Genomic DNA, 25,493 nt, shown 5'->3' on the forward strand with positions numbered 1-25,493 from the left:
GGAATTCGCCCGTGGGAAACGATGACTGAGGAGTGTTCATGACTGAGGGTGAGCGGAAGAGCCCCGGACGCCGGACCGTGCTCGGAGCGGCGGGCGCGGCCGTGCTCGGCACCGCGGCCACCGGGCTCGCGGCCGCACCGGCCGGAGCCGCCCCGCGCCACGGCGGCGGGCGCGGCGGCTACCGCGACCTGCCCGTCCCGTACGTCATCGGGCACCGCGGCACCGCCGGGTACCGGCCGGAGCACACGCTCGGCTCCTACCAGCACGCCCTCGACCTCGGCGCCCATGTCATCGAGCAGGACCTGGTGCCCACCAAGGACGGGCACCTGGTCTGCCGGCACGAGAACGACATCTCGGCCACCACCGACGTCTCCGACCACCCCGAGTTCGCCTCCCGCAAGGCGACCAAGACCGTCGACGGGGTCGCGATCACCGGCTGGTTCACCGAGGACTTCACGCTCGCCGAGCTGAAGACGCTGCGGGCCAAGGAGCGCATCCCGGGCAACCGGCAGCACAACACCCTGTACGACGGCCGCTGGGACGTACCCACCTTCGAGGAGGTGCTGCGCTGGGCCGAGGAGCAGGGCCGCCGCCTCGGCCGCCGGATCTGGCTGCACTCCGAGACCAAGCACCCCACCTACTTCCGCGGCATCGGACTGCCCCTGGAGGACCGGGTCGCGGCCCTGCTGCGCCGCTACGGACGCCACCGCGCGGACTCCCCGCAGTTCCTGGAGTCCTTCGAGCCCAGCAGCATCCAGCGCCTGTCGCGCCTGGTCGACACCCCTTCGGTGGTGCTGCTCTCCAACGCCGGCACCAGGCCCTGGGACTTCGTGGTCGGCGGCGACCCGCGCACCGTCGACGACCTGGTCGCACCGGCCGGCCTGAAGTGGATCGCCTCGTACGCCCAGGGCATCGGCCCCACCCTGGACCTGATCATCCCCAAGGACGCCTCGGGGCGCCTCACCAAGCCGACCACCCTCGTCCGGGACGCGCACGCGCGCGGCCTGATCCTGCACCCGTACACGATGCGCAACGAGAACACCTTCCTGCCCGCGGACTTCCGGCGCGGCACCGACCCCAATGCCTACGGGGACGCCTTCGGCGCCTTCCGGACGTACTTCGCGACCGGCATCGACGCGGTGTTCTCGGACAACGCCGACACCGCGCTGCTGGCCGCCGCCGACTTCCGGGGGCGCTGAGTCCGTCCTCGTACGAGTGAGAAGTGCCCGCCGCGGAAACCGGCGCCCGCGGCGGGCGCGTCCCGCCCGGCATGGATCTCGTCACACAGCTCAGCCCGCTGCTCGCCGCCGAGGCCGCCGCCGAGGCACCCGGTACCGGAGTGGACGCCGCCGACCTCGAACAGGCCGTCTGGCTGCGGCTGTTGGAGCAGCACCCGGCCGACCCCGCGCACTGGGTGCGCACCGCCGTGCGGGCCGAGGCCCGCCGCGCCCGCAGGCTGCGCCGCCAGGAGAGCCCGTACGGCAGCGCGCCCGCCGCCGATCCGGACCCGGGGCCCGAACTCGCCGCGATCACCGCCGAGCGTCGCCGTGTGCTGCGCGCCGCGGTCCGCCGCACGCCGGGCAACTGCCCCCGGCTGCTGACCGCGCTGCTGTCGCCGAAGGACCCCACCTACCGGGAAATCGCAGGGGAGTTGGATATCTCACAGGGCAGCCTGGGGCCGATGCGTTCCCGTTGCCTGGGATGCCTGCGCAGAATGCTGGCGGCGGAGGTTGCCGCTCCTGAACTCGGGGGAAAGGAGCGGTAGACAATCGGGGACCAGTTGAGCGAGAGGCATGCACACATGGGCATGAGCGTGACCATCTCTGCGGCCGGCGCACAGGATGCCGAGCAGATATTGAAGCTTCAGTACCTGTGCTACCAGAGCGAGGCCGAGCTCTACGGCGACTACTCGATCGAGCCCCTGACCCAGAGCCTGGACCAACTGCGGGACGAACTCTCCACGGGATACGCCCTGGTGGCCCGGCTCGGTGACGAGATCGTCGCCTCGGTGCGGGGCCGGGTGGACGGCTCGGGCACGGGCCGCATCGACAAGCTCATCGTGCACCCGCGGATGCGGGGGCACGGTCTGGGCGGCCGGCTCCTGGACGCCATCGAGGCGCACTGCGCGGCCGAGCTCGCCGCCAAGCGCTTCCAGCTCTTCAGCGGCCACCGCAGCGAGTCGAATCTGCGGCTGTACCGACGGCACGGTTACGCGACCGTGGCCACCGAGCCGGTGAGCGCGCGGCTGTCCCTGATCACCCTCGAAAAGGACGCGGCGGCCCGGGAGTTCGTGGCGAGCGCCTAGCGCCTAGCGCCTGGCGGCCGGCGCCTGCTGAGCGTCAGCGCTTGTTCCGCCGCAGCCACAGCATGCCGAGGACCGGCAGGATCACCGGGATGAAGAGGTAGCCCATCCCGTAGTCCGACCAGACCGTCTTGTCGGGGAAGGCCGAGGCGTCCGCCAGGGTCCAGGTGCCGACGACGAGGACGAAGAGGAGCTCCGCCGCGCAGCACACCAGGGCTGCCCGGCGGGCCTTCTCGCCGCCGCGCACCAGCGAGTACGTGATGAAGCCGTACACGCAGGCCGCGACCGCGGACAGCACGTACGCCAGCGGGGCCTTGCCGAAGTCCATGATCATCTGGACGATCGAGCGGGACGCCGCGGCCACGGTGAACACCCCGTAGAACCAGACGAGTACCCGGCCGGGCCCGGAGCCCAGCTCGTCGCCCTCGTCGGCGGGCGTGGTGTCAGTGGCGGACTCGGTCACGGTCAGCCTCCCCAGATGTCGTAGAGACGCACTTCGAGCACGGCGAGCACCACGGCACCCGCCGACACCGTCACCGAGCCCCACTTGGTCCGCTCGGAGAGCGAGAGGAATCCCGCGGCCGGTACGGCCGCGAACGCTCCGGCCAGATACGCGACGAAGATCGCGACGCCCTGTTCGGGCCGCTCGCCCCGGCCGAGCTGCACCAGCCCGACCACCAGCTGGGCCAGCGCGAGGACGGCGACCACGGCCATGCCGATGAAGTGCCAGTCCTTGGTGGGCTGGTCCCGGTATGCGGCGAAACCGCACCAGGCAGCGAGGGCGAGCGCGGCGGCGGCGACCGCGACCGTCAGGGCATCGAGCATGGGGTCGAGGGTATTACGGGCCGAAAGGCCCGATGCGCCGACCCCCACCCCCGCCCGTAGGCTCGGGAGACATGAAGATCCATGCCGAAGCCCTCCTGTTCGACAACGACGGAACGCTCGTCTCCTCGATGGCGTCCGTCACCCGCTGCTGGACCCGCTGGGCGCAGGAGTACGGGATCACCGCCGAGGACTTCGCCCGCGTGGAACTGCACGGCCGCCCGGCCGTGGAGATCGTGGCCGACCTGCTGCCCGCCGACGCCGTGCCGGGCGCCCTCGCCCGCATCGAGGAGCTGGAGGTCGAGGACGTCGCCGGGGGAGTGGTGCTGCTGCCCGGCACCGCGGCCCTGCTCGCCTCGCTCCCCGCGGACCGCTGGGCCGTGGTCACCTCCGCGACCGCCAGGCTCGGTGCTGCCCGGCTGCACGAGGCCGGCATCGAGCCCAAGCTCCTGGTCTCCGCCGACGACATCACCCGGGGCAAGCCCGACCCCGAGCCCTTCCTGCTCGCGGCCGCCCGGCTCGGGGTGGACCCGGCCCGCTGTGTGGTGTTCGAGGACGCCCCGGCGGGGCTCGCGGCCGGGCGCGCGGCGGGCATGACGACCGTGGCCTTGACCACAACGCACCAGGCCGGGGAACTGGTCGCGGACGTGGTCGTGAAGGACCTGTCGGCCGTGTCCGCGCAGGCCACGGCCGGTGGCGTGGAGATCACCACCGCGGAGTGAGACCGTCCGCATGCCAGTCCAGGGATGTCCGGTATTCGGACATCCCTGATCTGTTCCTGACCGGTTCTGCTTTACTTGCCCTATGACCACGACGAGCAGCCGCACCCTTGCGACCGAGGCGATGATGACGCCCGGTGCTCGTTGTATGTGTCGAATGTGCGCCTTCTGAGGGCCCCCGCCTGAGCCTCGCGCCCCGAAGCGAGACTGTCGGCCGTGCCCGGTTCCGTATCGAACATGCGAAGCCGGCCCGCCCCCGCGCACACCGTGCCCCCGGTACCCACCGATGAGGCCGAGCCGCGCCCCGAACACGTTTGCCCCGTGCCCGGCATACCCCGCGCCGCGCACTCGACAGTGACGGAAATCCTGTGATCACCACAACGGGCCTGACCAAGGTCTACCAGTCGCGTGGACGAGATATCACCGCGCTCGACGGCGTCGACCTGCACGTCCGCGAGGGCGAGGTGTACGGCGTCATCGGCCAGAGCGGCGCCGGCAAGTCCTCCCTCATCCGCTGCGTCAACCTCCTTGAGCGCCCCACCACCGGCACGGTCACCGTCGACGGTGTCGACCTCACCGCACTCGCCGGCCGCGGCCGGCGGGCCGGCAAGGACCTGCGCCGGGCCCGCTCCCGCATCGGCATGGTCTTCCAGCACTTCAACCTGCTGTCCTCGCGCACCGTGCAGGACAACGTCGAGCTGCCCCTGGAGATCCTCGGCGTCTCCGGCAAGGAGCGCTCCCGCAAGGCCCTCGACCTGCTCGACCTCGTCGGTCTCGCCGACAAGGCCAAGGCCCACCCCGCCCAGCTCTCCGGCGGCCAGAAGCAGCGCGTCGGCATCGCCCGCGCCCTGGCCGGCGATCCCAAGGTGCTGCTCTCCGACGAGGCGACCAGCGCGCTCGACCCCGAGACCACCCGCTCGATCCTCCAGCTCCTTCGCGACCTCAACCAGCAGCTCGGCCTCACCGTCCTGCTCATCACGCACGAGATGGACGTCGTCAAGACCGTCTGCGACTCGGCCGCGCTGATGCGGAAGGGCAGGATCGTCGAGTCCGGGACCGTCGGCGAACTGCTCGCCACCCCCGGCTCGCAGCTCGCCGCCGAACTGTTCCCGGTGACGGGCGACGCCAGCGGCCCCGAGCACACCGTCATCGACGTCACCTTCCACGGCGAGGCCGCCACCCAGCCGGTCGTCTCGCAGCTGGCCCGGACGTACAACATCGACATCTCGATCCTCGGCGCGGCCATGGACACCGTGGCCGGCAAGCAGATCGGCCGGATGCGGATCGAACTGCCCGGACGCTACGAGGACAACGTCGTCCCGGTCGGCTTCCTGCGCGAGCAGGGCCTCCAGGTGGACGTCGTGGACGACAGCCGGGCCACCGCCCTGGTGAAGGAAGGTGCCAAGTGACCTGGTCGGAAATGCAGCCGCTGCTGTCGCAGGGCACGTACGACAGCCTCTACATGGTGCTGTGGGCGACCGTCGTCACCATCGGGCTCGGGCTGCCGCTCGGTGTGCTGCTCGTGCTCACCGACAAGGGCGGGCTCCTCCAGAACCGTCCGGTGAACAAGGTCATCGGCGTGATCGTGAACATCGGCCGCTCGCTGCCGTTCATCATCCTGCTGATCGCCCTGATCCCCTTCACCACCTGGTTCGTCGGCACCTTCATCGGCCCCAGCGCCATGATCGTGCCGCTGTCCATCGGCGCCATCCCGTTCTTCGCGCGCCTGGTGGAGACCTCCGTCCGCGAGGTCGACCACGGGCTCGTCGAGGCCGTGCAGTCCATGGGCGGCGGCATCCCCACCATCGTGTGGAAGGTGCTGCTCCCGCAGGCGCTGCCCTCGCTCGTCTCCGCGATCACCACCACCGTGATCACCCTGGTCAGCTACTCCGCGCTGGCCGGAGCGGTCGGCGGCGGCGGGCTCGGCTCGGTCGCCATCACCTACGGCTACCAGCGCTTCGAGACCAACTTCATGCTCATCACGGTGGCCGTCCTGATCGCCATCGTCACCGTGGTCCAGCTGCTCGGCGACGGCGTCGTCCGCCTGATCGCCCGGCGCGGCCGGACCTCCTGAACTTCCTTCCCCACAGCCCGCACTCCTTGTCCGGGCGTCCCACCGCACCACCGGAAAGAGGCACTTTTCGTGCGTAAGAACACCAAGATCACCGCTGCCGCCCTCGTCACTGGCGCGCTCGCCGTCGGCCTCACCGCCTGCGGCTCCTCCTCGGACCCGAAGCCCGCGGGCGCCAAGGCGGACGACTCCAAGGCGCTGGTCGTCGCCGCGTCCCCGACGCCGCACGCCGACATCCTCAAGTTCGTCAAGGACAACCTGGCGGCCAAGGCCGGACTCAAGCTGGAGGTGAAGGAGTTCACGGACTACGTCCTGCCCAACACCGCCACCGAGCAGGGCCAGGTCGACGCCAACTTCTTCCAGCACAAGCCCTACCTGGACGACTTCAACAAGAAGAACGGCACCCACATCGTGCCCGTCGTCAATGTGGAGCTGGAGCCGCTCGGCGTCTACTCGCACAAGGTCAAGTCGCTGAAGGACCTCGCCTCCGGCCAGACCGTCGCCGTCCCCAACGACACCACCAACGAGGGCCGCGCCCTCCAACTGCTCGCCGCCAACGGCCTGATCACGCTGAAGGACGGCGTCGGCTCCGGTGCCAAGCTCTCCGACATCAAGGACAGCAAGGGCCTGAAGTTCAAGGAGCTGGAGGCCGCCACGCTGCCCCGCGCCCTGAACGACGTGGACGCCGCGGTCATCAACGGCAACTACGCGATCGAGGCGAACCTGAAGCCCGCCAAGGACTCCCTCGCCCTGGAGAAGGCGGACGGCAACCCCTACGCCAACTTCCTCGCCGTCAAGCAGGGCAACGAGAACGACCCCCGCGTCCAGAAGCTCGCCAAGCTCCTGAACTCCGACGAGGTCAAGAAGTTCATCACCGACAAGTACGCGGGCTCCGTCGTCCCCGCGTTCGGCGCCGCCAAGTAGCCCTGCCCGTACGGCAGGACGAAGGTCCCGGACACCCCGCCAGGGGTCCGGGACCTTCGGCGTACCGCCCACCCGGCCATGCGCGCCGGGGGCCCGATGCTGCATGCTGTGCCTTTACGGTCCTTATAGGTTGACGGGCCACGGAGGTCCCAGGACCTCCCCGGTCCCCACGGCGGTCCACGGCATGGAGCGGCACATGACTACCCCCCTTCCGGTCTTCCCGGACATCTCCATCAGCACGGACCGCCTGGTGCTGCGCCCCTTCGAGGACGCCGACAGTTCCGCGCTGATCGAGATGATGAACGACGAGCAGGTCGTCGCGTGGACGTCGGTGCCGCACCCCTACTCGGCCCGCGACGCCGACGACTGGGTCCGCCACCTCGCCCCGCGCGAGCGCACCGAGGGCCGAGGAATCGTTTGGGCGGTCACCGAGTTCCTCACCCAGCGCCTGGTCGGCATCGTCCACTTCCAGAACACCAACTGGCGCACCCTGGCCACCGAGGTCGGCTATGTCGTGGCGCCCTGGGCGCGCGGCGAGGGCTATGCGACCGAGGGTGTGCTCGCCGCCGCCCAATGGCTGTTCGGGGACCAGCACTTCGAGCGCCTCGAACTGCGCACCGCCGCCGACAACACCGCCTCCCAGCAGGTCGCGCAGAAGATCGGCTGCATCAGCGAGGGGGTGCTGCGCAACGCCTGGATAGCGCGTACGCAGACGGAGGACGGCGGCTGGACGGACATCCGCACCGACCTCATCGTCTGGAGCCTGCTCCCCGAGGACCTCGACGGGGTCGCCGACCAGCTCGCGGACGCCGGATACGCCTCCTACACCGACTGGAACTGAACCCCCGGGCCGACGGCCGGAACGGAAATCCGGAGCTACCCTCAAGTCCGTACCCGGCGCGCATCCGCCGCCCCGACCAGCCACACCCCCTGGAGTCTGACGAAGATGGCCGACCGCGTCACGGTGATCGGCTGGGACGGCTCGCCCCTCACCCCCGCGGCCACCTCCGCCCTCTCCGCGGCCACCCTGGTGGCCGGCGCCGCCCACCACCTCGCGCTCCCCGAGGTGCCGGCCGGCGCCGAGCGCATCCGGCTCGGCAGCGTGAGCCTGGCCGCCCGCCGCATCGCCGGGCACCGCGGCAGCGCGGTCGTCCTGGCCGACGGGGACCCGGGCTTCTTCGGGGTCGTCCGCACGCTGCGGGCCCCCGAGCACGGCCTGGAGGTCGAGGTCGTGCCCGCCGTCTCGGCAGCCGCCGGAGCCTTCGCCCGGGCCGGGATGCCCTGGGACGACGCCCGGATCGTCGTCGCCCACCCCCGCACCCTGCGCCGCGCGGTCAACGTCTGCCGCGCCCACGCCAAGGTCGCCGTCCTCACCTCGCCCGGCGCCGGGCCCGCCGAACTCGCCCTGCTCCTCGAAGGAGTGCACCGCACCTTCGTCATCTGCGAGGAACTCGGCAGCGACCGCGAGCAGGTCACCGTCCTGACCTCCGAGAACGCCGTCGACCACGCCTGGCGCGACCCCAACGTCGTCATCGTCCTCGGCGGCGGCCCCGCGAGCGAGGGCGACGGCTGGCTCGCCGGACCCACCCCCGGCTACCCCTCCGCGCCGCGCGGCTGGGCGCTGCCCGACCGCGAGTACGGCGCCGGGCTCGGCCCGGGGGAGTCCACCGATCTGCGCGCCGCCCAACTCGCCCGGCTCGGCCCGCGCGTGGGCGACCTCGTCTGGGACATCGGCTGCGGCAGCGGCGCGCTGTCCGCGGAGGCTGCCCGGTTCGGCGCCGCCGTCATCGCCGTCGACGCCGACGCGGAGGCCTGCTCGCGCACCCAGTCCGCGGCCCGCCGCTTCGGCGTGCAGGTCCAAGTGGTCCGCGGCCGGGCCCCGCACGTCCTGGAGTCGCTGCCCGAGCCCGACGTCGTACGCGTCGGAGGAGGCGGCGCCGCCGTGGTGGAGGCGTGCGCCGACCGCAGGCCGGAGCGCATCGTGACGCACGCGGCCACCCGGGACGAGGCGGAGGCCGTGGGAGCCGCGTTGAGCGCCGGCGGCTACGACGTCGAGTGCGCGCTCCTGCAATCGGTCGACCTCGACACGAGCGCCTGGTCGGAGCGCGAACGCTCGGTCGTCTTCCTGCTCTCCGGAAGGCGGAAAGAAAGATCCCTGTGACTTCTCCGGCGCGTCGCGGGGGGTAGGCTGGCCGATCGTTGTACCGCACCCGGCCGTTCGGCACCCAGGTCGCCAAGGGCCGGAAGAGGGGCCCGCTTTGGGACCCCTTCGCGGTACGGCACATCCGGGGGACGCGCAACGTGGCGCAGCCCACACGGGCCGTGGTCGAGACTGAGCGCCACGGCGGCGAAGGCCCGCGACAATGCATGGTGTCGTTGATGCCTGCGGGCCGTTCGCAACCGCGCGGCGCACTCGTTCTTGGCGACGGGTGACGTACGCGTCCTGCGCGTGCGGCTCCCGGGCGCAGGCCGAAGGAGCACTACAGATGGGCAAGGGGTACGCATGACTGACACCGGCCAGGTCCCGGGCGAGGGACTGCCGGAGAACGCAGGCATGGTGGAACAGCCGGGCGTCCCCGCTCCCGGCGCCTACACCTTCCTCGACCCCTCCGAGAACGTGGCGGACGACGACGATCTGCTTCTGATGCCGGGCGCCCAGGGCGCCTGGATCGACCCGCAGTCCGCGCCCGCCCCGGCGCCCGTCATGGCTCAGGCGCCGCCCGCGCCCGGCCAGGCCGAGCCCGGCGCGCACGAGGCCGGCGGCCGCGACACCGGCTCCGTCGAGCTCGGCGGCGTCCGCGCCGCGCAGCAGCCCGTGGCCACCCCGCCGCCGTCCCGCCGCCCCCTGCACCTCGGCCCCCAGGTGCCGGACGCCTCCGCCGGGGTCGTACGCTCCCTCGCCGACCGCGGCCCGGCCGGCGCCCCCGTGAACCCGATGCCGACGCGCACCCAGGGACCGCCGACCACGGGTCCCGAGTACCTGGACATCCCGCGTGACGAGAGCGCCGCCCAGCAGCCGGGAGCCCCGCTCGGGGATCTCGCGCCCGGGCCCGGGATGGCATGGACGCCTCAGCAGCGTTCCGCGCCCCACCCGTCACTCAACACCCCTATGCCCCCTGCAGAAACGGTCGTCCCGGAGGAGTTCGCGGTGCGGACCGCCGCTCCGGCCGCCCAGCCGCAGGCCGCCGAGCACGCGGCGCCGGCGCCCCAGGCCGTCGCGCAGTCCACCCTCCTGGTGGACCGGCTCGTCGCCCAGCAGGCCCAGGAGGTCCAGCAGGTCCAGGAGGCGCAGGAAGCCCAGGAGGCCCAGGAGCAGGCCGCCGAGCAGACCTCGCCGCAGCCCTCCCCGGCGCAGCCCGGACAGCCGGGGCCCGTCGGCCAGTTCGTGCCGGTGGAGGGCTCGGTGCCGACCGGCCCGCATCTCGCGCCCGCCCCGAGCCGCCCCGAGCCCGTCCACCCCGAGCCCGCGCAGGACGCTTCGGCCGCACCCCGTACCGCCGACGTGCCGCAGCCGGCCGCCGAGCCCGTGGGCCCGATCGGCCCGATCCCCGCCGAGCCCGCCGCCCCGGTCGCGCAGCCGGAGGCGGTCGCTTCCGCCGAGCCGGCCGCTCCGACCGCCGCCGAGCCCCTCGCAGCCGATCCCGCCCCCGCGGATCCCGCCTCCACCTCCACCGGGGCCCCGGTGGCAGAGGCGGCCGTGGCCGAGCAGGCACCCGCGGAGCCGGTCGCCGCCGAGCCCGCCGTGGGGGAGCCCGCCGCCGAGGCCGCCCCGGTGGCCCCGGCCGCCGCCGAGCCGGTCGCCCCGGAGCCGGTCGTGGCCCAGGCCGCCCCGGCCGAGGCCCCGGTGGCCGAGCCGGTTGCCGCCGAGCCGGTGGTCCAGCTTCCGCAGCAGCCTGCGGCCGGCGAGCCCGCTCCGGCGGAGGCGCCCGAGGCGCAGCCCGTCGCCGTCCCGCAGGGGCAGGCGACCACGCATGTCGCGGTGCCCGTGCCGCAGATCCCGGCCGAGGAGCAGGCGACCGCCGTCGCTCCCGAGGCGCCGGCAGGTGAGCCCGTGCTCGTACCGCAGGAGCAGCAGGAGCAGCCGTTGGCCGCCGAGGCGCCGGCCGCCGAGACGGCCCCTGAGCCCGTCGCTGAGCCTGTCGTGGAAGCGGCCTCCGAGACGGCGATCTCAGAAACGGCCCCCGAAACCGACACCGCAGCCGCCGCAGCCGTGGCGGCCGTCGCGCAGGCACCCGCGCCCGAGGCTCCCGAAGAGGCTCCGGCCGGGGAACCGCCGCTCGAAGTGATCGCCGCACCGCAGCCGGCCGCCGCGCCGGAGCCCGCTGCCGAAGAGCTCGCCGAGATCGTCGAGACGGCCGAACAGGGCCCCGCCGCCCCGGCCTACGACGACGCCGAGCGCGAGGCGGTGCTGCGCGTCATGCGCGAGCGCCGCGACATCCGCAACGGCTTCCGCGGCGACCCGATCCCGCACGAGGTACTGCTCCGGGTCCTGGAGGCGGCCCACACCGCCCCCTCCGTCGGGCACTCGCAGCCCTGGGACTTCGTCGTCATCCGGTCCGCCGAGACCCGCCGCACGATGCACGAACTCGCCCAGCGCCAGCGCGAGGCGTACGCCAAGTCGCTGCCCAAGGCCCGGGCCAAGCAGTTCAAGGAACTGAAGATCGAGGCCATCCTCGAAACCCCGGTGAACATCGTGGTCACCGCGGACCCGACCCGCGGCGGCCGGCACACGCTCGGCCGCTACACCCAGCCGCAGATGGCCCCGTACTCCTCCGCGCTCGCCGTCGAGAACCTGTGGCTCGCGGCCCGCGCCGAAGGGCTCGGCGTCGGCTGGGTCTCCTTCTTCGACGAGCGCGAGATGGTCCGCGCCCTCGGCCTGCCCGAGCATCTCGAAGTCGTCGCCTACCTGTGCGTGGGATACGTCGACGAGTTCCCCGAGGAGCCCGAGCTGATGCAGGCGGGCTGGTCCAAGCGCCGCCCGCTGTCCTGGGTCGTCCACGAGGAGACGTACGGCCGCCGCGCGCTGCCCGGCGAGGACCCGCACGACCTGCTCCAGGAGACCCTCTCGGGCATCCGCCCGCTGGACGCCAAGGCGCTCGGCGAGGCCTGGGAGCGGCAGAAGCGGATGACCAAGCCCGCGGGCGCGCTCGGCATGCTGGAGATCATCTCCGCCCAGCTGTCGGGCCTCTCGCGCAAGTGCCCGCCGCCGATCCCGGAGCCGGCCGCCGTCGCGATCTTCGCCGGTGACCACGGGGTGCACGCCCAGGGCGTCACCCCGTGGCCCCAGGAAGTCACCGGCCAGATGGTCGCCAACTTCCTCGGCGGCGGCGCGGTCTGCAACGCCTTCGCCAACCAGGTCGGCGCCGAGGTCTGCGTCATCGACGTGGGCGTCGCCACCGAACTCCCCGCCACGCCCGGCCTGTTGCCCCGCAAGGTGCGGGCCGGAACCGGTGACATGACGACCGGCCCCGCGATGACCCGCGAGGAGGCGATCGCCGCGATCGAGGTCGGCATCGAGACCGCCCGAGACTTGGTGGCCGCCGGCAACAAGGCGCTTCTCACCGGCGAGATGGGCATCGCCAACACCACGGTGTCGGCCGCCCTGATCTCCCTCTACACGGGCGTCGACCCGGCCGAGGTCACCGGCCGGGGCACCGGCATCAACGACGAGACGCACGCCCGCAAGGTCGACGTCGTACGCCGTGCCCTCGAACTGCACCAGCCGGACCCGGCCGACCCCATCGGCGTGCTCGCCGCGGTCGGCGGCCTGGAGCACGCGGCCCTGGTCGGCTTCCTGCTGGGCGGCGCCTCGCTGCGCACACCGGTGATCCTGGACGGCGTCAGCACGGGAGCGGCCGCCCTGGTCGCCCGCGCGATCGCCCCCGAGGTCCTGTCCGCCTGCATCGCGGGCCACCGCAGCGCCGAGCCCGGCCATGTGGCCGCCCTCAACAAGCTGGGCCTGCGTCCCCTGGTGGACCTCGACCTCCGCCTCGGCGAGGGCACCGGCGCGCTGCTCGCCCTGCCGGTGGTGCAGAGCGCTGCCCGCGCGATGCACGAGGTCGCCACGTTCGACTCGGCGGGCGTCACCGAGAAGTAGCCCGTACGCACCGGGCGGGAGCGGGGGCCGGGGTCGCTGACCCCGGCCCCCGCTCGTGCCGCGACACCCGCCCGCCCCTTAGGCTGTCCGTGGGACCGCGTACCCCCTCCCACCAGCCGCTTCATCGCAGCAGCGGCTCACCGCACGCCACTCCGCCCGAGGAGCACCGCCCGCCATGGTCGAACACCCCGCGTACCCCGTTGGCCTCCGCCTCACCGGCCGCCGTGTCGTCGTCGTCGGCGGCGGCCAGGTGGCCCAGCGTCGGCTGCCCGCGCTCATCGCCGCCGGGGCCGACATCACGCTGGTCTCCCCGAGCGCCACCCCGTCCGTGCAGGCCATGGCGGACGCGGGCGAGATCCGCTGGGAGCGCCGCCGCTTCCAGGACGGCGACCTCGCGGACACCTGGTACGCCTTGGTCGCCACCGCCGACACCGCGGCCAACGAGCGCATCTCCGCCGAGGCCGAGCGCTCGCGCGTCTGGTGCGTACGCGCCGACGACGCGGGCGCCGCCACCGCCTGGACCCCGGCGACCGGCCGCTCCGAGGGCGTCACGGTCGCCGTCCTCACCACCGACACCCCCGACCCGCGCCGCTCGGCCGCGATCCGCGACGCGATCGTCGAGGGCCTGCGCGACGGCACCCTGGTCGCCCCGCAGCAGCGCACCCGCACGCCGGGTGTCGCGCTGGTCGGCGGCGGTCCCGGCGACCCGGACCTGATCACCGTGCGCGGCCGCAGGCTGCTCGCCGAGGCGGACGTGGTCATCGCCGACCGGCTCGGCCCGCGCGACCTGCTCGACGAACTCCCGCCGCACGTCGAGGTCATCGACGCCGCGAAGATCCCGTACGGCCGCTTCATGGCCCAGGAGGCCATCAACAACGCGCTGATCGAGCACGCCAAGGCGGGCAAGGCGGTGGTACGGCTCAAGGGCGGCGACCCGTACGTCTTCGGGCGGGGCATGGAGGAGCTCCAGGCGCTCGCCGCGGAGGGGATCACCTGCACGGTGGTGCCCGGCATCTCCAGCTCCATCTCGGTGCCGGGAGCGGCCGGCATCCCGGTCACCCACCGGGGCGTGGCCCATGAGTTCACCGTGGTCAGCGGCCACGTGGCGCCCGACGACCCGCGCTCGCTCGTCGACTGGAAGTCGCTGGCGCGGCTGCGCGGGACGCTGGTGATCCTGATGGGCGTGGACAAGATCGGAAAGATCGCCGAGGCGCTCGTGGCGCACGGCAAGGACGCCACGACCCCGGTCGCGCTCATCCAGGAGGGCACCACCGCCGCGCAGCGCCGGGTGGACGCCACCCTGGGCAGCGTCGGCGAGGTCGCCAGGGCCGAGGAAGTGAAGCCCCCGGCCGTGATCGTCGTCGGCGACGTCGTCACCGTGAACACCCACCCGTAACGAGGAACACCCACCCGTAACGAGCCGGCCCACGACCGCCGGCGACGGATCCGATCCCCAGCCGTTGGCACCTCACCCAGGACAAGGCAGTATCACCCTGTGGCCGATCTCATCACCGTCGAGGACCCCGACGACCCCCGTCTGCGCGATTACACGGGCCTGACCGACGTGGAACTGCGGCGCCGCCGCGAGCCCGCCGAAGGCCTCTTCATCGCCGAGGGCGAGAAGGTCATCAGACGGGCCAAGGACGCCGGTTACGAGATGCGCTCGATGCTGCTCTCGGCCAAGTGGGTCGACGTCATGCGGGACGTCATCGACGAACTCCCGGCGCCCGTGTACGCGGTGAGCCCGGAGCTCGCCGAGCGCGTCACGGGCTACCACGTGCACCGCGGCGCGCTCGCCTCGATGCAGCGCAAGCCGCTCCCGGCCGCGGAGGAACTCCTGACCACCGCCCGCCGGGTGGTGGTCATGGAGGCCGTCAACGACCACACCAACATCGGCGCGATCTTCCGCAGCGCGGCCGCCCTCGGCATGGACGCGGTCCTGCTCTCGCCGGACTGCGCCGACCCGCTGTACCGGCGCTCGGTGAAGGTGTCGATGGGCGCCGTCTTCTCGGTCCCGTACGCCCGCCTGGAGTCCTGGCCCAAGGGCCTGGAGACGGTCCGCGGGGCCGGCTACCGCCTGCTCGCCCTGACCCCCGACGAAAAGGCCTCCAGCATCGAGGACGCCGCCCCGCACAAGCTGGACAAGGTGGCCCTGATGCTGGGCGCCGAGGGCGACGGCCTCTCCACGCAGGCCCTGGTGGCGGCCGACGAATGGGTCCGCATCCCGATGGCCCACGGAGTCGACTCCCTGAACGTGGGAGCGGCAGCGGCGGTGGCCTTCTACGCGGTGGCGACGGGCCGCCCGACGACCTAGCCGACCGAAGCCCGTCAACCCCGCCGGGGGCGCGGGGAACTGCGCGAGCAACCCGGGCCGGCCCGCACCCGAAACGCAGGCGCCCCCAGAACCCCCAGAGCCGCCAGAACCCCCAGAGCCGCCAGAACCCTCAGAACTGCTTGACCGCGGCGATCCCCAGCAGAACGATCAGCGTGACCAGTACGAACACGGTGAGCCGCTGCCGCAGCAGCCGCGGGTTCGCGGGCCGCAGCCCGCCGCCCGACGTGCGCGCCCCGGGCCGCGTGCCCGGCCGTCCTCCGGGCCGGGACCCACTGCGCGGCCCACCCGGACGAGAGCCACCCGTACGCGGCGCCGAACCCGAACCGGACCCCGTACGCGGCACGGAACCCGAACCGGCACCCGACCCCGTACGCGGCACGGAACCCGTCCCCGACCCCGTACGGGCCCCGGTCCCGGACCGCGGCCCGGCCGAAGAACCCGGGCCCCGCCCCGCCTCGGTGTACCGCTGGGTCCGCTCGTCCAGCCGCCCCGTGGGCCGCTCGATCTCGGCCCGCTCCCGCTGGGCCGGAGGCCGGATGTCCCGGCCCTCGTGCAGACCGCCCTGGGCCTCCCGCGCCGCGATCTCCTTGAGCCGCATGGAGAGCTGGAGCGTGCTGGGCCGCTCCTCGGGGTCCTTTGCCAGACACGCCCGTACCAGCGGCGCGAGCGCGTCCGGAACGCCCCGCAGCTGCGCCTCCTCGTGCACCACGCGGTAGAGCATCACCTCGGAACTGCCGTGCCCGAAGGGCGAGTCGCCCATCGCGGCGTACGCGAGGGTCGCGCCGAGCGAGAAGACATCGGTGGCCGGTGTGACCGCGGCGCCCCGGACCTGCTCGGGGGCGAGGAAACCGGGGGAGCCGACCGCCGTGCCCACATGGGTCAGCGTCGAGGCCCCGGTGGCCCATGCGATGCCGAAGTCGATGATCCTGGGCCCCTTCGGGGACAGCAGGATGTTGGACGGCTTGAGGTCGCGGTGGACCACCCCCGCCTCGTGCACCGCGACGAGCCCCTCGGACAGCGCCGCCCCGATCGCCGCGGCCTCGGCGGCCGTCAGCGGGCCCTCCTCGGCGACCTTGTCGTGCAGCGAGGGTCCGGGCACGTACTGCGTGGCGAACCAGGGCCGCTCGGCCTCCAGGTCGGCGGCCACGAGCCGGGCCGTACAACCGCCCCGGATCCGCCGCGCGGCCGAGACCTCGCGGGCGAACCGGGAGCGGAACTCCTGGTCCTCGGCGAGGTCGGGCCGGATCACCTTCAGGGCCACCCGCTGCCCGCGCCGGTCCGAACCGAGGTACACGACCCCCATGCCGCCCGCGCCGAGACGCCGGTGGAGCCTGAACGAGCCGACGACACGCGGGTCCTCGCGCCGGAGCCGCATCATCGCCATTTCCATCCCCGCTGCCAGTCCTGTTGACGTGGCACAGCTTACGTACCCGTCGCCCGGTGTGCTCATAGGCCGCGCCCTCGCGGCCCGGGCGATTGTCAGTGCCGGGTGGGAAACTTGAAGAGTGGTCAGAAGGCCGCGGATCCATGGCCGCTGACCCGTGCGAGATCTCAACGGTCCGTCGCAGAAGGGGGTTTGGATCTATGAAGGGTGACCGCGTGGAGATAGTGGTGGACGCGGGAGACACGACCCGGACGTACGAAGTGGTGGCAAGCCGGGCGGGTCGCAGGGTGGAAACAGCCGTCCGCCGCGGGGTGGTGGAAGTGAGCGAAGTCACCCGCAGCGGCACGGTCGTGCGCACCGCGCGCTTCATGGCGACCCGGGTGCTCGCCCTGGTCGAGCAGCCGGTCCCGAGGGAGGACGCGGGGGAGGCGGAGGCCCGCGCCCAGGGCCGACCCCTCCGGGAAGACCCCAAGGTGTAGGGGCTCGTCTCCACCCTGGGGAGTAGTCCCGGGGGTGACGGCTCATCCCCTGGGAGGCCAGCAGATCGATACGAGGGCATGACGTCCGGCACCCTCCGGATCCCTACTGTTGAAGACAAGCGGCGGGTGCTGCACTCGTCCCCCGAGGTCACACACCCGCCGCTGCAAGCAGACAACCGAATGACCGGGCAACCGAACGACCGGGCCATGAACGAACAGGAGAGGACCATGGCGGACACCGCTGCGCGGACGATGATCCGCACGCAGGGACGCAGAGCGTTCGGCGCCGCATTCGGCGCCCGCCGGTCCGGCCCGCGCCACCCCTTGGTGGCGACGGCCATGGTCCTTCCCCTGGCGGCCCTGCTCGTGGTCGTCTTCGGCGGCTGGGACGCGGTGGTCACACAAGCGTCGTCCGTGGGCGTGATGCTGGGGCGCTGAGCGGCGCTCCGGACCCGGTAGAGCGGACCGGGTCGGGGACATCGAGCCCTTTCAACCCCGTGGGGACGGGGGTGCGGCGGACGGCTGTAAAAGGCGGTGCCCGATCGGCTGGGGAGCCGATCGGGCACCGCCTTTTGCGTCGGCGGCGAGCAATGGCCGGCCTGGCCACTCGACGGGCAACGGGGCTTCCCCGCGCGGGTGTTGGCCAGGAGGCACCGACGGCGGGACGAACGACGGAACCCCCGGCCTGATGAAGGCCGGGGGTTCCGGATGGTGCGCGATACTGGGATTGAACCAGTGACCTCTTCCGTGTCAGGGAAGCGCTCTCCCGCTGAGCTAATCGCGCGGGACGATCCCACATCTTACAGGACCGGTTACTTCGTGTTACTGCGTGCGCGATACTGGGATTGAACCAGTGACCTCTTCCGTGTCAGGGAAGCGCTCTCCCGCTGAGCTAATCGCGCGGGACGATCCCATATCCTACAGGACCGGTTACTTCGTGTTACTGCGTGCGCGATACTGGGATTGAACCAGTGACCTCTTCCGTGTCAGGGAAGCGCTCTCCCGCTGAGCTAATCGCGCTTGGAGGTGGAGACGGGATTTGAACCCGTGTAGACGGCTTTGCAGGCCGTTGCCTCGCCTCTCGGCCACTCCACCAGGAGTGCATATGGGGGTTCGGGAAGATCCCCCACACCGAGCGGACGACGAGATTCGAACTCGCGACCCTCACCTTGGCAAGGTGATGCTCTACCAACTGAGCCACGTCCGCTTGTCGTTTCCGTTTCGCTTGCGCGTCCCGGCGACGTGTTGAACTCTAGCGGATTCCCGGGCCAGCACAAAAACGCGTTTGTGCAGCGTGCTGCGTTACGCCTGGTCCGGACCGCGGCCGGAGTCCGGGCCGGTGTTCGCCTCCAGGTCACTCAGGGGCACCCCACCTGCACCGGCTCTAGACTCGCAACCGTGCACGACCTCACTCCGCTGGCACGCTTCGGCCAGCTCGTCGCCTCGGACCTGCGTGATGTCACCAGCGACCCCGAGGCCCTGGACTCCGCCGGCTTCTGGGCCGTCTCGCACGACTTCGAGGGCCGCCTGGTGTGCGCCCGCTTCGCGGACGTCCGCACCGAGCCGGTCCCCGCGCCCGTACCCGGCGCCTGGCGGGGGCCCGCCGAGGGCGACTGGACGTCCTCCCTGGACCGGGCCGCGTATACGGCCGGAGTACGGCGCATCCGCGAGCACATCGCGGCCGGCGAGGTCTACCAGGCGAACCTCTGCCGGGTGCTGAGCGCACCGCTGCCCGACCCCGCGGCGGCCGACGTGGACGCGCTCACCGCACTGCTCGCCCGCGGCAACCCGGCGCCCTACGCAGGAACGATCCGGCTGCCCGCGCACGGCGTCGAGATCGCGAGCGCATCCCCCGAGCTGTTCCTGAGCCGGGCGGGCCGCGTCGTGGAGTCCGGGCCCATCAAGGGGACCGGGCGGACGGCGGCGGACCTCGCGGAGAAGGAGCGCGCCGAGAACGTGATGATCGTGGACCTCGTCCGCAACGACCTGGGCCGCGTCTGCGCCACCGGTTCGGTGACCGTGCCCGCGTTGTGCGCGGTCGAGGAGCACCCGGGCCTCGTCCACCTCGTCTCCACCGTGCGCGGCGAACTGCGCGCGGGCGCGGGCTGGCGCGAGCTGCTCGGGGCCACCTTCCCGCCCGGCTCGGTCACCGGGGCGCCGAAGTCCAGCGCCCTGCGGATCATCGAAGCCCTGGAGACCTCGCCGCGCGGTCCCTACTGCGGCGGCATCGGCTGGGTGGACGCCGACCGGGGCACCGCGGAGCTCGCCGTGGGGATACGCACCTTCTGGATCGACCGGCCCCACGGGGTGCTCCGCTTCGGTACCGGCGCGGGCATCATCTGGGGCTCCGACCCGGAACGCGAGTGGGCCGAGACCGAGCTGAAGGCCTCGCGTCTGCTGGCGGTGGCCTCGGGTGCGTACGCCCTGGGCGGACCCGGCGGACCCGGCGGACCCGGCGGACCCGGCGGACCCGGCCGCCCCGCAGGACACGGCGCCCCTGGCGCCCCCGTAGGACATGGCGGCCATGGCGGCCACGGCGGACGTACTGACCACAGCGGAAGGACCGTGTAAATGCAGATCTGGGTCAATGGCGCACTGCGGGACGCCGACGCCGCACGGGTGTCGGTCCTCGACCACGGGCTCACCGTGGGCGACGGCGTCTTCGAGACGGTGAAGGCGAGCGGCGGGAGCCTGTTCGCGCTCACCCGTCATCTCGACCGGCTGACGCGCTCGGCCCGCGGCCTGGGCCTGTCCGACCCGGACCTCGACGAAGTGCGGCACGCCTGTGCGGCCGTCGTCGACGCCAACCCCATGCCGCTCGGCCGGCTGCGGATCACCTACACCGGCGGCCTCTCGCCGCTCGGCTCCGACCGGGGCGACGCCGGGCCGACGCTGGTCGTCGCGATCGCCGAGAGCACGCGCAGGCCCGACAGCACCGCTGTGATCACCGTCCCGTGGACCCGCAACGAGCACAGCGCGGTGGCGGGCCTGAAGACGACCTCGTACGCCGAGAACGTGGTCGCCCTCGCGAAGGCGCACGGGGCCGGTGCCTCGGAGGCGCTGTTCGCCAACACCGCGGGGCAACTCTGCGAGGGAACCGGCTCCAATGTCTTCGTGGTCGTCGACGGCCGGCTGCACACCCCACCGCTCGCCTCCGGCTGCCTCGGCGGGATCACCCGCGCCCTCGCCGTCGAATGGACCGGGGCCCACGAGAGCGAGCTCCCGATGGACGTACTGGAGCGCGCCGAGGAGATCTTCCTGACCTCCACACTGCGGGACATCCAGGCCGTACACCGGGTCGACGGGCGGGAGTTGGCGGGTGTGCCCGGTCCGGTCACGGCGAAGGCCATGCGGATCTTCGACGAGCGGGCCGGATCGGATCTCGACCCGTAAATACTGATGACGGGCGGCGCCGGGGCGGGTACAACGGCCTTGATGACCACCACCATTCGGCCGACCGAGCCGCTTCAGCAGGGCGCCGACGGCGCCAAGTCGCGTACCTACGACGTGTGTGTGAACAGCCGGCGCGTGGGCCGGATCGCGATCGCCGCCGACACCTCGCTCGGGCACGCGGTGGGCCGGATCGACGAGCTGTGGATCGAGGAGGCGGACCGGGGCCGCGGCCGGGGGACCGTCGCCGCGCTCGCCGCCGAGGAGGTGCTGCGCGGTTGGGGCTGCGGCCAGGTCCGCCTCTCGGTCGGAGCCGACGCCGAGGCGGCGCTGCGGATGGCGGCCGCCCTCGGCTACCAGGAGCGCAGCCGGAACATGGTCAAGCAACTCCCGGACACCGCACCGGAGTTGCCCGCCGGGACGACCGGGCGCGCCATGAGCGCGGACGAGTACGAGCAGTGGCGGCGCGAGGCGGTCGAAAGCTATGCGCGGAGCCGCATCGAGGAGGGCATGCCCGCGGAGCGTGCCCTGGCCTGGTCGGAGGGGGAACACCGCGCACTGCTGCCGGACGGGGCCGCCACCGCCGGGATGTGGCTGATGGTCCTGGAGGACCGGGGGAGCGTGGTGGGGACCCTGTGGGTGGCCCGGGCCAGGCCGCCCGCCGAGGGGGCGTACGTCTACGACGTCCTGGTGGCCGAGGAGCACCGCGGACGCGGCCACGGCCGCTCACTGCTGCTGCTCGCCGAGCGGGTGGCGCTGGCCGACGGTCAGGACATCGTGGGGCTGCACGTCTTCGCGGGCAACACCCCGGCGCGGCGCCTGTACGACTCGCTCGGGTACCGGACCGTCCGCCACAACCAGTACAAGGAGCTGCTCTGAGCGTACGGGGCCGCGTCGGGCCGCCGGAGCTACTGGGCGAGCAGCCGGTCCGCGATCTCCTCGATGCGCTCGCGCAGACCCTCCTGGCTCTTGCCGCCGTCCAGCCGCTGGTCGTCGATGACGTACGTCGGCGTGCCGGTCACGCCGATCGCCTTGCCCTCGGCCTGGTCGGCGTCGACGATCAGGATGTGCCGCCCGTCGATGAGGGCGGTCTCGAACTCCTCGGCGTCCAGGCCGAGTTCGGCCGCCGTGTCCACCAGGACCGGCTCGCCGCGCTCGGCCAGGCGCTCGGTGCGCGCGAGCACCGCCTCCACGTACGGCCAGCCCTGCCCCTGCTCGAAGGCCTCCTCGGCGGCCTGGGCCGCGGCGAAGGCGTGCTTGTGCTTCTCCAGCGGGAAGTGCCGCAGCCGGATGTCGAGGCGGTCGCCGTAGCGGGCGCGCAGGGCGCGGATGTCGTCGAGGGCGGTGCGGCAGTCGGGGCACTGCAACTCGCACCACACGTCGAGGACGACGGGGCCGGCGGTGCTGGAGGGGGTGGTCTCGCTCATGGGGTCAGTCTCCCAGCAACCGGGACCTGGGGAGGATCCCGCCCCGGAGATCTCCCTGAGGTCCTGCCCGGCCGTGGCCCGAGGGGCGGGTTCCGGTGCACGATGGAAGAAGCCATACCACCCATGCCTGGAGGAACCGGATGCTCGCCGAGACCGTCTGCTCCGCCGTTTCCGCGGCCGGACTGGGCATCGCTGCCATCACGGCGTACCGCAAGCGCTTCCTCGCGGCTACGCGCATCGCCGCCTATTCGCTGGTGCCGGTCGGCCTCGTCATGACCGGCGTCGTGCAGTGGGTGTCCGGGATCGTCTTCAAGCCGAGCGTCTGGCTCGGCTTCGGGCTGCTCGGGGTCGCCTGGCTGCTGTTCATGACGACCCGGGCCGTCGAGCGGCGCACGGGCGGCACCCGCAAGGAACGCAGGGCCGCGGAGCGTGACGCGGTGGCCCCGAGGGCTTCCGCGCCCTCGCTCGGCGGGGGTCCGGCGCCGGCCGCCCAGCCCGCCGCGAAGGCCGCCGCGAAGGCCAAGGCGCAGCCCGCTCCGAGCGAGGACTTCAGCGATATCGAGGCCATCCTGAAAAAGCACGGCATCTGAGCTTTTGACCCTGTTCCGCCGGGAGCGCGAAGGCGTGTGAACCGCGCGCTTCCGCTCCCGTACGCGCTACAAGATCGGGCGAACTCCCGCTGTTTATGGGCGTGTTGGTATACCCATGCGGTGTGGCTGAGTCATCATCGCCCCGAGATGCTGGACACTTCCCAGGGCTCCACCCCTGCACCGACCGACGGGCCGAGCGCGCCCGACCCGCAAGCGCGGGGCTGTCTCTTCGCGCTCTCGCAGCCACCCCTGATGATCTTCCTGGGGGTGATCGGCTTCCTCCTGCTCATGGCGGCCGTGCATGACCTGTTCCTGCTGTGAGGTCCTGGGCGCGCGGGGTCAGCGCGCGGCCTCGGCCTCCTTGCGGCGGGCCCGGTACGCGGCCACGTGCAGGCGGTTCCCGCAGGTGCGGCTGTCGCAGTAGCGTCGGGAGCGGTTGCGCGAGAGGTCCACGAAGGCCCGGCCGCAGTCCGGCGCCTCGCACCGGCGAAGGCGTTCCTGCTCGCCGGTGACGACGATGAAGGCGAGCGCCATGCCGCCGTCGGCGGCCAGGTGGTCGGCCACCGAGGCGCCCGGCGCGAAGTAGTGGACGTGCCAGTCGTAGCCGTCGTGGTCGGTCAGCTGCGGGGTGGTGCCGGCGGCCGCGACCAGCTGGTTGACGAGCTCGGCGGCGCTGCGGGCGTCGGGGGCCGCGAAGATCTCCGCGAACCTGTTGCGCACCGCCTGGACGCCCACGAGGTCACCGATGGAGAGCCGCTCCACACCACTGACGCTGTGGTCGTGGACGAAGCCGTACAGCGCCTCCACATCGGCGAGGCGGTCGGTGGCCTCGCTCTCCGGCGCGGTGTTCACCAGATCGACCACCATGTCGAGCGCGCTTCGGGTGTCGTGAGGGATCAGCACGATTCGCTCCCTGGCCTGCGTCGGGCGGGCGCCCGTCGATGGGGGAGGACTCTAGCGGCTCGTGCCGTACGCGCACCGGTGCCGTCCCCCACGACGGCTTTCGTGGGGGACGGCACCGGTGACTGCCGTTATGTGGTTGTCCGCGCGGCGCCGTCGCCCCGAGTCGGACGGCGCCGTGCGGCTCTCTGCCTGGCCTCAGTTGTTCTCGGCCAGGATGTGCGAGAGTTCCGTGTCGAGATCGAAGTGACGGTGCTCGGTGCCGGGCGGCACCGCGGCGTCGGTCCGTTTCAGGAACGACTCCAGGGCCCGCGCCGGGGCTTCGAGCAGGGCTTCTCCTTCCGGCGAGCTCAGGGCGATACAGACGACACCCTGACCGTGACTGCGTGACGGCCAGACTCTGACGTCGCCGGTTCCGGTGGGCCGGTGCAGGCCCTCGGCGAGGAGGTCGCGAGCGAAGACCCACTCGACGGTTTCCTCGGCTCCGGTGTGGAAGGTGGCGTGCACGGCATAAGGATCGGCCGTGTCATACCGCAGGCCCGCGGGTACAGGCAGTGAGGACTCGCTCGACACAACGAGGCGCAGGTGCAGCTCGCAGCTGACCGTGGTGTTCATAAGCGCCAGGGCCTTTCGCTCAGTGTGCGCTCGGGGATTCGCACGTCGGCGAAATCGACATGCCACCTACGGTGCCGTTGTAAACCCCTCTGACCGTTTTGCGGGCCTTCATGTCGCTCGTACAGCGGACTATTACTTTGGGTTATAGGTCCATTTCGGTGAACGCGTTTCCGGACACCGTTCCGGTAGGTTGGGCCCATGGATACGGGGAGTGACGAACAGGGCGCCGCGGCCCTCGGCTCGCGTGCGCCGGAGTTCATCAAGGCGTCACGGCCGCTGCACCTGAGCTGGCAGGTCGGCGTTTTCGTGGTGGGTCTCGCGGTGGTGGCCGCCGGAATCGTGATGCTTCCGCTGCCGGGCCCCGGCTGGCTGGTGATCTTCGGTGGTATGGCGATCTGGGCGACCGAATTCGTCTGGGCCCAACTGGTGCTCCGCTGGACGAGGCGCAAGGTCACCGAGGCCGCGCAGAAGGCGCTCGACCCCAAGGTGCGGCGGCGCAACATCATCCTGACGGCGGTCGGCCTGGTGATCATCGCCGTGCTCGTCGGCATCTACGTGTGGAAGTTCGGCATGGTGATGCCGTGGCGGATCAACGAGTGACCGCGCGTGGTCAAAGGCCCCGCTGACATGCGGTAATGTTTGCGGTGCGCCCGGGCGATTAGCTCAGTGGGAGAGCGCTTCGTTCACACCGAAGAGGTCACTGGTTCGAACCCAGTATCGCCCACCCGGACCGAAGGCCCCGGAGATCATCACGATCTCCGGGGCCTTCGTCGTCCCCGGGTGTTCCGCGCCCGGGGCCCTGCACGCAGACTGACGGCATGAACTGGTGCCGCTACCGCTTCCGCAGCGTCTGGGACCTGCGGGCCGCTCCTGGTGCCGTCTACGCCGCCCTGGAGCGCGTCGAGGAGTACCCGCGCTGGTGGCGCGAGGTCCGCGAGGTGACGCCGGTCGACGACCGCACCGGCACCGCCCGGCTGCGCTCGCTCGTCCCGTACGACCTGTTCGTCACCGCCCGCGAGCGCCGGCGCGATCCCGTGGCGCTGGTCCTGGAGGTCGAGCTCCGCGGCGATCTCGAAGGCTGGGCGCGCTGGACGCTGTTGGCGCACCGCGGTGGGACGCGCGCCGTCTACGAGCAGGAGGTCGAGGTGCGCAAGCCGCTCATGCGACGGCTCGCGGTGCCCGGCCGCGCGGTGTTCCGGGCCAACCACGCGTTGATGATGAGGTCGGGCAGGCGAGGCCTGCGGCATCACCTGGGGAAAGGGAACCCGCGCGGAGCGCGGCGCTGAGGGGTGGCCGTCGGGCGACGGGCGGGCGGTTTGAAAGCTGGGCCCGGGGGCCTGTATTGTTCAGTCCGTTCCCGGGCGATTAGCTCAGTGGGAGAGCGCTTCGTTCACACCGAAGAGGTCACTGGTTCGAACCCAGTATCGCCCACCGGGAA

27 protein-coding genes and 7 tRNA genes are annotated in these 25,493 nt (G+C 72.2%); 23 read left to right on the forward strand and 11 right to left on the reverse strand.

Annotation, left to right across the window (positions count from 1 at the left end; translation table 11 throughout):
* Window positions 1–38: 38 nt before the first annotated feature.
* The 3 genes from CG740_RS23605 (at window position 39) to CG740_RS23615 (ending at window position 2,305) form a co-directional block, all read left to right on the forward strand.
* Window positions 39–1,199 carry a glycerophosphodiester phosphodiesterase gene (locus tag CG740_RS23605; protein ID WP_100577415.1) on the forward strand — a complete coding sequence of 387 codons (1,161 nt, stop codon included), beginning with the start codon at window positions 39–41 and terminating at the stop codon, window positions 1,197–1,199.
* A 71-nt stretch (window positions 1,200–1,270) separates the two neighbouring features.
* Complete coding sequence (locus tag CG740_RS23610; protein WP_100577416.1) at window positions 1,271–1,765, forward strand: RNA polymerase subunit sigma; 495 nt, start codon at window positions 1,271–1,273, stop codon at window positions 1,763–1,765.
* Window positions 1,766–1,801: 36 nt separating this feature from the next.
* Window positions 1,802–2,305 carry a GNAT family N-acetyltransferase gene (locus tag CG740_RS23615; protein WP_100577232.1) on the forward strand — a complete coding sequence of 168 codons (504 nt, stop codon included), beginning with the start codon at window positions 1,802–1,804 and terminating at the stop codon, window positions 2,303–2,305.
* 34 nt (window positions 2,306–2,339) lie between these two features.
* Here CG740_RS23615 and CG740_RS23620 read toward each other — a convergent pair whose 3' ends face one another.
* Both CG740_RS23620 and CG740_RS23625 read right to left on the reverse strand, forming a co-directional pair.
* Entirely contained in the window at window positions 2,340–2,765 is a 426-nt protein-coding gene (locus tag CG740_RS23620; protein WP_100577233.1) for a hypothetical protein, read from the reverse strand.
* Between the two features lie 2 nt (window positions 2,766–2,767).
* Window positions 2,768–3,127 carry a hypothetical protein gene (locus CG740_RS23625; RefSeq protein ID WP_100577234.1) on the reverse strand — a complete coding sequence of 120 codons (360 nt, stop codon included), beginning with the start codon at window positions 3,125–3,127 and terminating at the stop codon, window positions 2,768–2,770.
* A 71-nt stretch (window positions 3,128–3,198) separates the two neighbouring features.
* Here CG740_RS23625 and CG740_RS23630 point away from each other — a divergent pair, with 71 nt between their 5' ends.
* The 9 genes from CG740_RS23630 to CG740_RS23670 all read left to right on the forward strand — a co-directional run bounded on the left by CG740_RS23630 (window position 3,199) and on the right by CG740_RS23670 (window position 15,249).
* Entirely contained in the window at window positions 3,199–3,846 is a 648-nt protein-coding gene (locus tag CG740_RS23630) for an HAD-IA family hydrolase (RefSeq protein WP_100577235.1), read from the forward strand.
* 365 nt (window positions 3,847–4,211) lie between these two features.
* Window positions 4,212–5,252, forward strand: coding sequence for a methionine ABC transporter ATP-binding protein (locus CG740_RS23635; RefSeq protein WP_100577236.1), 1,041 nt, complete (start codon window positions 4,212–4,214; stop codon window positions 5,250–5,252).
* Entirely contained in the window at window positions 5,249–5,917 is a 669-nt protein-coding gene (locus CG740_RS23640; RefSeq protein WP_100577237.1) for a methionine ABC transporter permease, read from the forward strand. The genes CG740_RS23635 and CG740_RS23640 overlap by 4 nt, the downstream gene beginning before the upstream one ends.
* A 69-nt stretch (window positions 5,918–5,986) precedes the next feature.
* Complete coding sequence (locus CG740_RS23645; RefSeq protein WP_100577238.1) at window positions 5,987–6,838, forward strand: MetQ/NlpA family ABC transporter substrate-binding protein; 852 nt, start codon at window positions 5,987–5,989, stop codon at window positions 6,836–6,838.
* A gap of 184 nt (window positions 6,839–7,022) precedes the next feature.
* On the forward strand, window positions 7,023–7,679 hold the full coding sequence (locus CG740_RS23650; protein WP_100577239.1) for a GNAT family N-acetyltransferase: 657 nt from the start codon (window positions 7,023–7,025) through the stop codon (window positions 7,677–7,679).
* Between the two features lie 105 nt (window positions 7,680–7,784).
* On the forward strand, window positions 7,785–8,999 hold the full coding sequence (gene cbiE / locus CG740_RS23655; RefSeq protein ID WP_100577240.1) for a precorrin-6y C5,15-methyltransferase (decarboxylating) subunit CbiE: 1,215 nt from the start codon (window positions 7,785–7,787) through the stop codon (window positions 8,997–8,999).
* Between the two features lie 342 nt (window positions 9,000–9,341).
* The gene (gene cobT, locus CG740_RS23660; RefSeq protein WP_100577241.1) at window positions 9,342–12,935 is read left to right on the forward strand and encodes a nicotinate-nucleotide--dimethylbenzimidazole phosphoribosyltransferase; all 3,594 of its coding nucleotides are present in this window, start codon (window positions 9,342–9,344) and stop codon (window positions 12,933–12,935) included.
* A gap of 175 nt (window positions 12,936–13,110) precedes the next feature.
* On the forward strand, window positions 13,111–14,331 hold the full coding sequence (cobA, locus tag CG740_RS23665) for a uroporphyrinogen-III C-methyltransferase (protein ID WP_100577242.1): 1,221 nt from the start codon (window positions 13,111–13,113) through the stop codon (window positions 14,329–14,331).
* A 99-nt stretch (window positions 14,332–14,430) separates the two neighbouring features.
* Window positions 14,431–15,249, forward strand: coding sequence for a TrmH family RNA methyltransferase (locus tag CG740_RS23670; protein WP_100577243.1), 819 nt, complete (start codon window positions 14,431–14,433; stop codon window positions 15,247–15,249).
* Window positions 15,250–15,379: 130 nt separating this feature from the next.
* On the opposite strand, the gene CG740_RS23675 is transcribed toward CG740_RS23670, so the two are convergent.
* On the reverse strand, window positions 15,380–16,654 hold the full coding sequence (locus CG740_RS23675; RefSeq protein ID WP_234376464.1) for a serine/threonine-protein kinase: 1,275 nt from the start codon (window positions 16,652–16,654) through the stop codon (window positions 15,380–15,382).
* 200 nt (window positions 16,655–16,854) lie between these two features.
* Between CG740_RS23675 and CG740_RS23680 the strand changes: the two genes are divergently transcribed.
* Window positions 16,855–17,133, forward strand: a complete 279-nt coding sequence (locus tag CG740_RS23680; RefSeq protein WP_100577245.1) for a hypothetical protein — start codon at window positions 16,855–16,857, stop codon at window positions 17,131–17,133.
* Window positions 17,134–17,361: 228 nt separating this feature from the next.
* Window positions 17,362–17,571, forward strand: coding sequence for a hypothetical protein (locus CG740_RS23685; protein ID WP_100577417.1), 210 nt, complete (start codon window positions 17,362–17,364; stop codon window positions 17,569–17,571).
* Between the two features lie 271 nt (window positions 17,572–17,842).
* Here the strand turns inward: CG740_RS23685 and CG740_RS23690 are convergent.
* From CG740_RS23690 to CG740_RS23710, 5 genes are all read right to left on the reverse strand, one after another.
* Window positions 17,843–17,917, reverse strand: a tRNA-Val gene (locus CG740_RS23690).
* A gap of 46 nt (window positions 17,918–17,963) precedes the next feature.
* Window positions 17,964–18,035, reverse strand: a tRNA-Val gene (locus CG740_RS23695).
* Between the two features lie 46 nt (window positions 18,036–18,081).
* Window positions 18,082–18,153 (reverse strand) — tRNA-Val (locus CG740_RS23700).
* Window position 18,154: 1 nt separating this feature from the next.
* Window positions 18,155–18,228 (reverse strand) — tRNA-Cys (locus CG740_RS23705).
* 39 nt (window positions 18,229–18,267) lie between these two features.
* A tRNA-Gly gene (locus CG740_RS23710) sits at window positions 18,268–18,340 on the reverse strand.
* 191 nt (window positions 18,341–18,531) lie between these two features.
* Here CG740_RS23710 and CG740_RS23715 point away from each other — a divergent pair.
* From CG740_RS23715 to CG740_RS23725, 3 genes are read left to right on the forward strand one after another with little or no spacing between them, the layout of a single operon-like run.
* Window positions 18,532–19,704 (forward strand): chorismate-binding protein, encoded by a 1,173-nt coding sequence (locus CG740_RS23715; protein ID WP_159030399.1) that lies wholly within the window; start codon window positions 18,532–18,534, stop codon window positions 19,702–19,704.
* Window positions 19,705–20,526: an aminotransferase class IV gene (locus tag CG740_RS23720; protein ID WP_100577247.1), complete on the forward strand. Its 822-nt coding sequence runs from the start codon at window positions 19,705–19,707 to the stop codon at window positions 20,524–20,526.
* A gap of 42 nt (window positions 20,527–20,568) precedes the next feature.
* On the forward strand, window positions 20,569–21,402 hold the full coding sequence (locus CG740_RS23725; protein WP_100577248.1) for a GNAT family N-acetyltransferase: 834 nt from the start codon (window positions 20,569–20,571) through the stop codon (window positions 21,400–21,402).
* 29 nt (window positions 21,403–21,431) lie between these two features.
* Here CG740_RS23725 and CG740_RS23730 read toward each other — a convergent pair whose 3' ends face one another.
* A complete protein-coding gene (locus tag CG740_RS23730) occupies window positions 21,432–21,950 on the reverse strand; it encodes a DsbA family protein (RefSeq protein WP_100577249.1) in 519 nt (172 codons plus the stop codon).
* A gap of 140 nt (window positions 21,951–22,090) precedes the next feature.
* Between CG740_RS23730 and CG740_RS23735 the strand changes: the two genes are divergently transcribed.
* A complete protein-coding gene (locus CG740_RS23735) occupies window positions 22,091–22,540 on the forward strand; it encodes a hypothetical protein (protein WP_100577250.1) in 450 nt (149 codons plus the stop codon).
* Window positions 22,541–22,687: 147 nt separating this feature from the next.
* The gene (locus tag CG740_RS40430; protein ID WP_199846548.1) at window positions 22,688–22,861 is read left to right on the forward strand and encodes a hypothetical protein; all 174 of its coding nucleotides are present in this window, start codon (window positions 22,688–22,690) and stop codon (window positions 22,859–22,861) included.
* Between the two features lie 18 nt (window positions 22,862–22,879).
* Here the strand turns inward: CG740_RS40430 and CG740_RS23740 are convergent, their stop codons facing one another.
* Together CG740_RS23740 and CG740_RS23745 are read right to left on the reverse strand one after the other, a co-directional pair.
* A complete protein-coding gene (locus CG740_RS23740; RefSeq protein WP_100577251.1) occupies window positions 22,880–23,443 on the reverse strand; it encodes a CGNR zinc finger domain-containing protein in 564 nt (187 codons plus the stop codon).
* 195 nt (window positions 23,444–23,638) lie between these two features.
* Entirely contained in the window at window positions 23,639–24,055 is a 417-nt protein-coding gene (locus CG740_RS23745; protein ID WP_053723613.1) for an SsgA family sporulation/cell division regulator, read from the reverse strand.
* Window positions 24,056–24,253: 198 nt separating this feature from the next.
* Between CG740_RS23745 and CG740_RS23750 the strand changes: the two genes are divergently transcribed.
* From CG740_RS23750 to CG740_RS23765, 4 genes are all read left to right on the forward strand, one after another.
* Window positions 24,254–24,655, forward strand: a complete 402-nt coding sequence (locus CG740_RS23750) for a TIGR02611 family protein (protein WP_100577252.1) — start codon at window positions 24,254–24,256, stop codon at window positions 24,653–24,655.
* Window positions 24,656–24,707: 52 nt separating this feature from the next.
* Window positions 24,708–24,779, forward strand: a tRNA-Val gene (locus CG740_RS23755).
* A 94-nt stretch (window positions 24,780–24,873) separates the two neighbouring features.
* Complete coding sequence (locus CG740_RS23760; RefSeq protein WP_100577253.1) at window positions 24,874–25,341, forward strand: SRPBCC family protein; 468 nt, start codon at window positions 24,874–24,876, stop codon at window positions 25,339–25,341.
* Window positions 25,342–25,414: 73 nt separating this feature from the next.
* A tRNA-Val gene (locus CG740_RS23765) sits at window positions 25,415–25,486 on the forward strand.
* The last annotated feature ends 7 nt before the right edge of the window (window positions 25,487–25,493 follow it).

Origin of the sequence: Streptomyces sp. CB01201, assembly GCF_002803085.1 — a bacterium.
Lineage (GTDB): Bacteria > Actinomycetota > Actinomycetes > Streptomycetales > Streptomycetaceae > Streptomyces > Streptomyces hundungensis.